The sequence below is a fragment of the Pseudovibrio flavus genome, assembly GCF_009711345.1.
GTDB classification, from domain to species: Bacteria; Pseudomonadota; Alphaproteobacteria; order Rhizobiales; family Stappiaceae; genus Pseudovibrio; species Pseudovibrio flavus.
Genome location: NZ_SMMA01000063.1, coordinates 257,521 through 267,457 on the forward strand (window position 1 = coordinate 257,521; position 9,937 = coordinate 267,457).

At 48.9% G+C, this 9,937-nt stretch carries 10 protein-coding genes; 7 read left to right on the plus strand and 3 right to left on the minus strand.

The genetic code is table 11. From position 1 onward, the window contains the following. The coding region (locus tag E1162_RS13010; protein WP_257098955.1) for an NAD(P)-binding domain-containing protein at positions 1 to 657 on the minus strand (657 nt) is incomplete at its 3' end. Positions 658 to 986: 329 nt separating this feature from the next. On the opposite strand from E1162_RS13010, the gene E1162_RS13015 reads away from it, so the two are divergent. The 5 genes from E1162_RS13015 to E1162_RS13035 all read left to right on the plus strand — a co-directional run bounded on the left by E1162_RS13015 (position 987) and on the right by E1162_RS13035 (position 5,737). After that, entirely contained in the window at positions 987 to 2,036 is a 1,050-nt protein-coding gene (locus tag E1162_RS13015) for a type 2 periplasmic-binding domain-containing protein (protein WP_155131646.1), read from the plus strand. A gap of 134 nt (positions 2,037 to 2,170) precedes the next feature. Continuing rightward, positions 2,171 to 2,617 carry a tripartite tricarboxylate transporter TctB family protein gene (locus E1162_RS13020; RefSeq protein WP_155131649.1) on the plus strand — a complete coding sequence of 149 codons (447 nt, stop codon included), beginning with the start codon at positions 2,171 to 2,173 and terminating at the stop codon, positions 2,615 to 2,617. Between the two features lie 19 nt (positions 2,618 to 2,636). Next, positions 2,637 to 4,139 carry a tripartite tricarboxylate transporter permease gene (locus tag E1162_RS13025; protein WP_155131652.1) on the plus strand — a complete coding sequence of 501 codons (1,503 nt, stop codon included), beginning with the start codon at positions 2,637 to 2,639 and terminating at the stop codon, positions 4,137 to 4,139. Positions 4,140 to 4,166: 27 nt separating this feature from the next. Next, positions 4,167 to 4,949 (plus strand): HpcH/HpaI aldolase family protein, encoded by a 783-nt coding sequence (locus E1162_RS13030; protein WP_155131656.1) that lies wholly within the window; start codon positions 4,167 to 4,169, stop codon positions 4,947 to 4,949. Positions 4,950 to 4,966: 17 nt separating this feature from the next. After that, positions 4,967 to 5,737, plus strand: coding sequence for a hydroxypyruvate isomerase family protein (locus tag E1162_RS13035; RefSeq protein ID WP_155131658.1), 771 nt, complete (start codon positions 4,967 to 4,969; stop codon positions 5,735 to 5,737). A 63-nt stretch (positions 5,738 to 5,800) separates the two neighbouring features. On the opposite strand, the gene E1162_RS13040 is transcribed toward E1162_RS13035, so the two are convergent. After that, positions 5,801 to 6,802, minus strand: a complete 1,002-nt coding sequence (locus tag E1162_RS13040; RefSeq protein ID WP_155131661.1) for a LacI family DNA-binding transcriptional regulator — start codon at positions 6,800 to 6,802, stop codon at positions 5,801 to 5,803. 224 nt (positions 6,803 to 7,026) lie between these two features. On the opposite strand from E1162_RS13040, the gene E1162_RS13045 reads away from it, so the two are divergent. Next, positions 7,027 to 7,566 carry a nucleoside deaminase gene (locus tag E1162_RS13045; protein WP_257098956.1) on the plus strand — a complete coding sequence of 180 codons (540 nt, stop codon included), beginning with the start codon at positions 7,027 to 7,029 and terminating at the stop codon, positions 7,564 to 7,566. A 125-nt stretch (positions 7,567 to 7,691) separates the two neighbouring features. Then, positions 7,692 to 9,026: an MFS transporter gene (locus tag E1162_RS13050; RefSeq protein WP_155131664.1), complete on the plus strand. Its 1,335-nt coding sequence runs from the start codon at positions 7,692 to 7,694 to the stop codon at positions 9,024 to 9,026. A 70-nt stretch (positions 9,027 to 9,096) separates the two neighbouring features. On the opposite strand, the gene E1162_RS13055 is transcribed toward E1162_RS13050, so the two are convergent. Continuing rightward, positions 9,097 to 9,753, minus strand: coding sequence for a GntR family transcriptional regulator (locus tag E1162_RS13055; RefSeq protein WP_371311932.1), 657 nt, complete (start codon positions 9,751 to 9,753; stop codon positions 9,097 to 9,099). Positions 9,754 to 9,937 lie beyond the last annotated feature (184 nt).

Below are 9,937 nucleotides of genomic sequence, written 5' to 3' on the forward strand. Positions count from 1 at the left end.
ACCGTGGATCTCAAGGATCTTGGAGGAAGCAAAGCCACCCATAAGAGCCTGACGAACCTTTTCAGGATCTGCGCCAGCTTTGGAAGCAAACAGAAGTGCTTCACCAACAGCTTCGATGTTCAGCGCAACGATGATCTGGTTAGCAACCTTAGCCACCTGACCGTCACCTGCATCCCCAACGAGCGTGATGTTCTTGCCCATCAATTCGAAGAATGGCTTTACCTTTGCAAAGTCTTCTTCTGAGCCGCCAGCCATAATGGAAAGCGTTGCGTTCACTGCGCCAACTTCACCGCCGGAAACAGGACCATCAACATAACCGCAGCCCAGATCACGGATCTTGGCAGCAAACTCTTTGGTTGCCAGTGGGGAGATGGAGGACATGTCGACAACGATTTTGCCAGCAGACAGACCTTCAGCAACGCCGCCTTCAGCAAACAGAACAGCTTCTACATGCGGGGTGTCTGGCACCATGATGAAGATGATGTCAGCTTTGTCAGCAACTTCACGACCGCTTTCACAAGCGACGCCGCCCTTTTCAACCAGATCAGCTGGAATGGAAGGGATGGAGTGCATGAACACTTCGTTGCCAGCAGCAAGAAGGTGGCCAGCCATAGGCTTGCCCATAATACCAAGACCGATGAAACCCAGTTTCGCCATTTAAATACTCGCTAGTTTCACGCAGCTGACTCGGGCCGCGCATTGGATGGGAAATACCCGATAGAGATAATATCACCAGATTAGGTTGCAGAGAGATAGTCGGTACGTTCCCCTATGCATGGGGAATTCGATGGTTTTTGCGGCGGATAACTCAAATTCTGCCGTGCTGCGGATGAGATATTGTCGAGAAATAGGTTCGAATACGGATTGTGATATTAGATATTGAATTTGGAGATACTATCATAAATGATATCACATGTTCTCGACGATGATTGGAAGGAGTTGCTCAGTAGGAGCTTCTGCATCGTCTAATTCAGGGAAGGAAGAACATGACAATTCTCAAGCGGACACTCAGCCTTGCAGTGGGAGCTGCTATTATGGTTGCTAGTGGTGTGGCTCTGGCTTCTGATGCGCCGGTTAAAGGTAATATCCGTGTTGTTTTGGGCGTAAACTCGACCGGTGGCGACACCTATCAGAACGCGTCTATCATTGCGAACCGTCTGGCTGAAAAGATCGATGCCAACATTCGCGTCGACGCTATTGGCGCGGTTAATGCGTTCCGTACCTTGCAGCGTCAGGGTAAGAGCGGCAACACCATCATGTTCATTCATGATCAGGCATATCTTGGCCGCCTCTACGAAGTTCCTGGTTATATCGATATCTTTGAAGAAACCATCGTTGGTCCAACGATTTCTATTAACCCGGGCAATGCTTATCTGGTTCCAAAGTCGTCCCCTTATGCGACAGTCGATGACATCATCGAAGCTGTAGGTAAGGGTGAGCGCGTTCGTTTGGCGACAGAGCGCGGCGGCGCTTCCCACCTTGGTTATTCTGCTTTGAAGAACGCAATCAAGCTGAAGTATCCTGGTAAGGAAGAAGGTCTTGTGCTTCTGAATACCGGTTCGCAGGCAGATAAAAACCAGGCGTTGTTTGATGGTCAGGCCGATGTGATCCACGGCTCTATTCAGGGCAACGAGCAGTTTACTCGCCTTCCTGCAGATGACCAAAAAGCCATGCGCTTTGTTTGGATTACTGCTTCTGGTGAAACCATCCAGCAGATGCCGCCAGAAGGTATGGGTGAAACTACACGCGATCACATGATGGCTTGGGTGGATCCAGAAACTGAGGTTTATGCGAACGAGAAAGATTTGTTCACATACGACAAGATGTTCTACTTCCTCTATCACAAAGATATGGATCCAAAGATCGTTAAGTACTTTGATGACGCGATTGCCGAGGTCTTTGCAGAAGGCGAAATTCAGAAAGAGTTCCAGCGTTCCTTCTTCATTCCTTCTTTCAGAAAGAGCGATGAAGCACGTACTTTCCTAGAAGATAAGAAAGACGCTTACGCAAATATTCTTGCTGGTCTTGAAAAGTAATAGGGTAGCCGCGGTTTAGCCGCGGCAATCTCCTTACCCCCAAATCCCCCAAAAAGTTCTGAAATCACTTTAAACGACGCCGGTACTCTGGCGGCGAACGGGGTTCCTTTCTTCAAAACATCTCGGATTAACAAATGAATACGACCGGTTCAGGATCGATATTTTCCGTGGTGGTTGACTTTGATACCTCCCACCTTTTTTTCCCGACGATCATTCTCTGGCTGCTTGGTTTGCTAGGTTTGGCGATCCTTATTCAAAGAGGGCCAGCCTTTTATCGCGCCGTAGCTAGTGGGGAGAGGAAGCTGCGCTTCTTCGAGCCAGAAGCAGACAAGGTTCGCCTTTTTGGCACCTTGGGCCTGATGGTCATCTACTTCATCGGAATGGATTATGTCGGCCGCTTGTTTCCAAACATGGGCTACGGCTTCTGGTTTGTATCCATCCCGTTCTTGTTTGCGCTCTCGTGCTTGTACGCTCATGGAATAGACAAACGCAAACTCACCTACATCTCCTTGAATGCTCTTATCGCGCCGACCTTTGCATGGTTCGTGTTGTCCGAGCTGTTCAACGTGACACTTCCATAACGGACAAAGGATCTCAGCTATGGAATTTCTCGCTCTCGTTGATATTTCCTATCTATTGCTCATCTTCTTAGGCGTTGCTCTTGGTATTGTGTTTGGCGCCATCCCGGGCCTTACCGCGACAATGGCATTGGCAGTTTGCCTGCCGCTCACATATTCCTTCGATCTCAACCACTCTCTTGCATTCTTGCTTGCACTGTACGTTGGCGGTATCTCCGGCGGGTTGGTTCCGGCTATTCTCCTAAATTTGCCAGGTACACCATCTTCCATCTGCACTACTTTTGACGGTTATCCGATGACCCGAAACGGGGAGGGTGAGCGCGCACTGAAAGTGGGCATCCTATCTTCTCTTTTTGGTGGCCTTTTCTCTCTTATCGTTCTTTATCTATTTGCTCCGGTCCTTTCTGACATTGCGATCAAATTCTCGTACATCGAGAAGTTCTTGATCATCTTCTTCGCTCTGACGGTTATCGCGTCATTGTGCCAGAACATGCTGGTCGGCATCTTTTCGGGTGTACTCGGCATTCTGCTTTCATTGGTTGGCGTTTACGACACTATCAAAGGTGGCAACGGTGCTGTTCGCCTGATCACGCCGGGCATGGAAGAGATGCTTTATTCCGGCTTTGCCTTGCTTCCCGTTTTGATTGGTATGTTCGGTGTGGGTGCTATCTTTGCAGAAGCAGAGCTTGGCATCAAAGAGGAAACAGAGGGTGCCAAGTTTGATTTGCTCTCAGGCAAGAAGTTTGATCTCAGTGCCTTTAAGGGGTCTTCGGTCAACCTAGTGCGGTCCTCGGCAATCGGCACATTTGTCGGCATGCTGCCAGGTGTTGGTGGCTCTGCGGCATCTGTTCTTGCTTACACTCAAGAAAAGAACTTCTCACGCGATAGCTCCAAGATGGGCAAGGGGGCTGCTCAAGGTGTGATTGCTTCAGAGGCATCTAACAATGGCCTTACCGGTGGCGCGCTGATCCCGCTTTTGTCACTAGGTATTCCGGGTGATGCCACCACTGCGATCTTGATCGGCGCGTTCACGCTGCAGGGTGTTCAAGTTGGTCCGCTCTTCATTGCAGAGAATATCGATACCTGGAACATGATGGTCCTTTCGATGTTCCTCGCCAACGTCGTTATGTTCGTGACCATGTTCTTTGCGATCAAACACATCGCAAAAGTCGTGACCGTTCCAAAGTACCTTCTCTATCCAATCATTATCATGATGTGCGTGTCCGGTGCTTACGCAATCAACTACGGCATTATGTTTGATGTCTGGACACTGCTCATCTTTGGTCTGCTTGGCTATGTCGGAACGAAGCTTGGCCTAGAAGTCACCCCGCTGATCATTGGATTTATTCTTGGAAGTTCCGCGGAAATTTACTTCGTCAAGAGCATCGAATCCTTCGGAAATCTCACCGTCTTCTTTACGAAAAGCCCGATCGCAATGTTCCTCTGGCTCCTGATCGGTGTCTCCGTCGTCTTCTCAATTTACTCCACCAAACGCGCAAAATGCAGAGAGCAAGTCGCGGTCTAATCGAATTCAAGCACAAGGAAAAATACCATGCTCATTAAGCCAAATGTTCTTAAAGCAGAGCTTCTGGAAAAGAAGGAAGTGCAGTTGGGTCTGTGGAACTCTCTAGATTCCCGCATTACTGCAGAAGTCGTTGCCGGCTCCGGTTATGACTGGATGTTGATTGATACAGAGCATACACACAACGAGTTAGATAACGTGCTGTCACTCCTTCAGGCAGTAAGTAGATATGATGTTGAACCAATCGTACGCATTCCAGTTCTCGATCAGATCATCTTGAAAAAGTATATGGATATTGGTGCGCGCTCGTTCCTTATCCCATTCGTAAACTCCGTTGAAGAATGTGTGTCTGCTGTTTCCTTCACCCGTTACCCTCCTTACGGTGTGCGCGGTGTTGCTCTGACCCATCGCGGCAATCAGTACGGCCGTGTTCCTAACTATCTCAGCAATGCCCATGAAAGCATCTGCGTTATCGTTCAGGCAGAAACCAGTGAAGCGATCCAGAACGTACCGCTTATGGCTCAAGTAGAAGGCATTGATGCGATCTTTATTGGCCCAGGTGATCTGGCAGCGTCCTACGGTCATCCTGGAAACCCAAGCCACCCTGAAGTTCAAGAGGCAATTGCGAGTGCTTTGAAAGCTTGCAAAGAAGCTGGCAAGGCAATCGGTATTCTAGCTCCTGCTGAAGCTGATGCCCGTCGCTATCACGAAATGGGTTTCGACTTTATTGGTCTTGGTGCAGATATTGGCGTTCTGGCGCGCGGTGTTGAAGCTATCCGTGCGAAGTATGCAGATATTAAGCCAGTGAAATAATAGGGTTTGGGTGAGTTATGATTAAACTTTCTGCAAACCTTGGTTTGCTCTGGAACGACCAGCCTCTCGTAGATGCTGTGGCCCACGCAAAAGCAGCTGGTTTTGATGCCGTTGAAGGACACTGTCCTTACGCAACTGACGCATCTGATATGAAGGCTGCTTTGAATGAAGCTCAGCTCCCATTTCTGAGTTTGAATACTCGTGTGGGTGATGCGTCAAAAGGCGAGTTTGGTGTCTGTGCTCTGCCGGGAAGGGAATCTGAAGCACGTGGTTATATCGATGAAGCTATCGATTATGCTGCGACTTCCGGTTGCCGAAACATCCACCTTGTTGCCGGTAAAACGGCAGGAGATGCGTCTCACAAGACATTTCTTTACAATCTAAAATACGCTTCTGAGAAAGCAGAGGTTAGGGGGCTTGGGGTTTTCATCGAGCCCAAGAGCAACAAGGACGTTCCAGGATACTTCCTTCAATCTGTCGAGCAGGCGAGTGAGCTACTGAAGGAGCTGGCGCGAGATAACGTTTCTATGATGTTTGATACGTATCACGTCCAGCTGCTTCAAGGTGACTTGTGGCGAACCTATTTGGCGAACAAGGAGTTTGTTGGTCACGTCCAGTTCGCTTCCAATCCGGATCGCAATGAACCGGATCTTGGTGAGGTGGCACTTGCTTGGTTGCTCAAGTGTATAGATGCTGACGGGTACAATGGTTTCATGGGCGCGGAATACAAACCCCTCGCGGGACCAAGTGAAGTTCGTATGGATTGGGAGCCGTTGCTTCGATCTTGATTTGGCAATAACAAACAAAAGCGCTCCAAACGGAGCGCTTTTTTGTGTTGGCGGTAGGTAGTCTCATATCCGCTGGACGCTTCTTCTGATCACTAGCTTAGGCGTTACAGTTACTTTTTTGATCGCGGTTTCACCTGAAATGCGGGCGCGAAGCAGAGCTACAGATTGTTCGGCTATGCCTTGAGTGGACAGCTGTACCGAGGACAACGGCGGGCAGGAATAGGATGCGATGTCGGTATCGTAATAGCCTATTATGGATACTTGTTCGGGGGCCTTTAAGCCCACGGAAAACGCTGCTGATTGTGCTCCCAGAGCCATCAAGTCATTGTGGGCAGCGATAGCTGTTGGGATTTTGGCCCGTGAGAATAGCTCCATAAAGGCATCATGGCCGCCTCTAAATGTAAAGTCAGCTTCGATTACTGCGGTTTCGTCGAACGGTAGACCAGCTTCTTCCAGTGCTTTCTTATGCCCATCCAGTTTTTGGCTGTGTGAGTGAGCTTGGCGCAGGCCAGAGATGATCGCAATATCCGAGTGCCCCATGTTCAGAAGGTGCTTGGTTACAAGATATCCGCCTAGAAAGTTGTTTTCCTCTAGATCACAGTGCTCTGAATAACCGTAGTCAAAGTCGATGATTACGAAGGGTATGTTATTGCCTTCAGTGCCAAGAACCTTCGTATCTTCGATGCCGAACGCTGCAACAATAACGCCATCAACTTGGCGAGACTTCAGCATGCGCATGGCGTGGGCCAAGCCCTCTTGCTTGTTTTTTAAATGTACGACGATGAGCAGAAAATCGTTTTCAAGGCAGATGCTGTCGATCTGTCGAACTAACTCGGAGAAGTAAGGGTTCTCAGAGTAAGGTATTAAAATGGCGATCGTTTTTGTTGCGCTATTTTTCGACCTAAGCGCCGAAGCAATTTTGTTGGGATTGTAATTTAGCTCTTCAATTGCTTGCACAACCTTAAGGCGAGTGTCTTCATTCACCCTTTTTGTACCATTGAGTACATGGGAGACGGTGGTAATTGAAACGCCTGCTCTTTCTGCAACGTCTTTAATATTTGCCATTTGTTCGCACTTACATCGCCTCGGAAAAGGTGTGGCCTTACATGTGCGTTGTGCGCATGTCTTTGAAACTGCTCAAATACAGACTAATTCGCTCACGTAGAAAAACGTTATACCAAATACTTATCGGCAATAAAAGGCTAATAACCTGACTTATATCAAATGAAATTGCTGAGAATCACATCTTAATGGAAAACGTTTTCCATTGTGGTTATCGGGAGAAAAAAATGACCGTGATTGAACAGGACGTACCAGCCTCTGAACGCGATATGACATTCATGCGCAAGACCTTTGAAATGGCGGAGGAGTGCGTTGACAAGGGTGTAATGCCATTCTGCTGTATTCTGGTTGATGCAGACGGCACCATTTTGATGGAACAAGTGAACGCGTTTCTGCCTCTACAGGATGAAACGGGACACGCTGAGCGTGTTCTCGCTACTCGTGCAAGCCAGAAATTCGGCGCCGAGTTTCTAAGCAAATGCACCATGTATACCAACGTGGGTCCATGCGCCATGTGCGCCGGCGCTGTCTACTGGGCTGGCATTGGCCGGATTGTCTATGGAATGAGCGAGCGCAAACTGGGTGATTTTGTAGAAGATAACCCAATGAACCCAATGATGGACATGCCAGCTGAAGAAGTATTTGCAAAGGGTACACGCAAAGTGGAGTGCGTAGGTCCAATCGCTACAGAAGAAGCTTCTCGTGCTCATATCCGTTTTTGGGGCGAACAAAACGCAAAGCGGCGCGCAGAAGCTTCCGCTGCCTAATCCTTCAGTCCTTTGTTGTTCTTGCGCGGCGTTTTAGCGGCGCAAGACTAACCAGTTTAACGACGCCAACGAGCTGCACAGTCTAGTCACGGAATAGCTGATGCGCTTTGCGTTTGGGGGGAACAATGAATAATTATGATAAATTAGGTGGCGGCACAGCATGGTTGGTTTGGTCAATTGCGACCATGTTTTCTATCGCGAGTTTTGCCTTTTCAGCAGCGTACGGTGTGACCAGCACCCTTATTGCCGAGGACTTGGGGTTGACCTTGGCACAAATTGGTATTTTGGGCGCAATTTATACTTGGGCAGTTGCGGTTATGCAGCTGCTTTCCGGCCCGATAATGGATCATATGGGCCTCAGGTCTTTGCCCTATGCAGCAGTTTTCTCCGCGCTAGGTGGCTTTTTATATGCAAACTCTGTTTCTTTCGAAATGCTTGTTCTGGCTAACCTCTGTATGTCTATCGGCGGTTGCTTTGCCTTCGTCGGTGCCGGGCTTGTAGGTGGTCGTTGGTTTGGCTTCCATAAATTTGGCATGATGCTCGGTATCGTTGCAGGCCTTGGCTCGCTGTTTAACTATGTGAATCAGAATATCTTGCGCAGTGTCGTGTTGGATTATGGCTGGTCTGCTAGCCTTAACTTCATCGCAACAGTTATTGCTGTCATCGTCGTCTTGATGCTGATCTTTGTGAGGGAGCCACGCCAACCAGATTCTCCAACGTTTAAGTGGCCAGGCTTCAAAGTGCTCTGCATTGAAGTGGTTAAGTCACTAACTTCAGTTGCGGGCAAAATGCGCTTGTGGTGGAACACGCTGCATGCTGGCACGACCTTTGGCGCGCACCTGTCCATCTCCCTCGTTTGGGGTCCGATCCTGCTTATGCAAATGGATATGACGCTGCTTCAGGCTGTGTCGATTTCATCCTTCGCGTTCCTCGGATATCTAATCGGCTGTCCTCTTTGGGTGTGGTTTTGTGACCGTGTAAAGAGCTTTATGCTTCCAGCAAGTATCCTTTGCTTCATGCAAGGTGGTGTACTGGCGCTGATTATCCTTTACCCAGATCTTGCTAACCGCCCTATGTTCTTCCTGCTTGGTTTGCTCGCTGCCAATACTGTGTTGAACTATCCAATCGCAGGGGCGATGATCCCGCAGTCGTTGTTAGGCGCTGCCTGCGCTCAAGTAAACGCGATGCAGTTCCTATGGACTGGTATTCTGATGGCGGTTCCGGGCTTGGCACTTTCTGGCGTAGGTATCTGGGCGATGATTGCAGGTACGAGTGGTATTGATGCCGACGCGCCAACGCTCGCAAACTTCCAATCCGCGTTTATGTTGATCCCATACTCCCTAGTCCTCGGTGGTTTTGGTGGGTTGTTTACGTTGGAATCTTATCCGTCTGAAAAGAACGCTCATTTGCGTGAGGAGCAAGTACCTGTCCCTTCCGCTCAGCTAGCACCCGCTGAGTGATATAGGGCTAAACTTCAAAATCTATCAGACGTCGAAAAAGGGCTCCTGCAATTTGCGGAGCCCTTGCTGTTTATTTCCCTGCGGTTTTCAGATGCGCTTTGTGAGAATTTTTGATGTGGTCTTGCGCTGCTAGCTCGGCCGCTTCCGGGTCTCTAGCGCGGATAGCATCTACAATACGCTTATGCTCCTGATAGAGCTGCTCAGGCCTATCATCGGGAATATGATGAGCCCCTCTTAGCAGCGCCATGGAGTCTGATATAGCCTCTATGGACTTCAGCAAGAAGCGATTGTGTCCAGCGTGATAGATCGCGTAATGCAGCTCCCAGTTTATCTGGTTTAGGAGTCTCTTGTCGCCAAGTGCTTCTTTGCTGCGCTCCAATATTTCCTCCATCATTTCGATTTCGGTATCGGAGGCGTGCTGGGCTGCAAAGCCTGCTGCAATCCCTTCAAGGCGGCGGCGGAGCGCATAAAGCTCTGAGACTTCCTGTCGGTTCAATTCCGCGACAATAGCACCTCGCTGAGGTTCGATGATTACTCGTCCCTCCGATTGCAGGCGTCGGATTGCTTCCCTAACCGGGGTTCGGCTCACATTCAGCGCTTTGGCTATTGAGGCCTCTTTAATGCGCTCGCCCGGGTGATATTTCCCATCACGAATTGAGATCAACAGCTCCTGATAGACCGCTTCGGCCAGTGACGCGGCAGGGGTGTTCGATTCGTTTTCAGTCACGCTGAGCATCTCTTTATCTAAGTTGTTCCAGTAGTTTGTCCACCAGAGGGAGCAGAAAAACACATTACCAAGCCATTGGCAAATATACAATATTTCGGCCTAATTCGTATTTTAATGTACCCTCTTTTCAAAAAATGTTCTTAAATGTATACATATTAGTACGAATTAAATCCAATCACTAAGA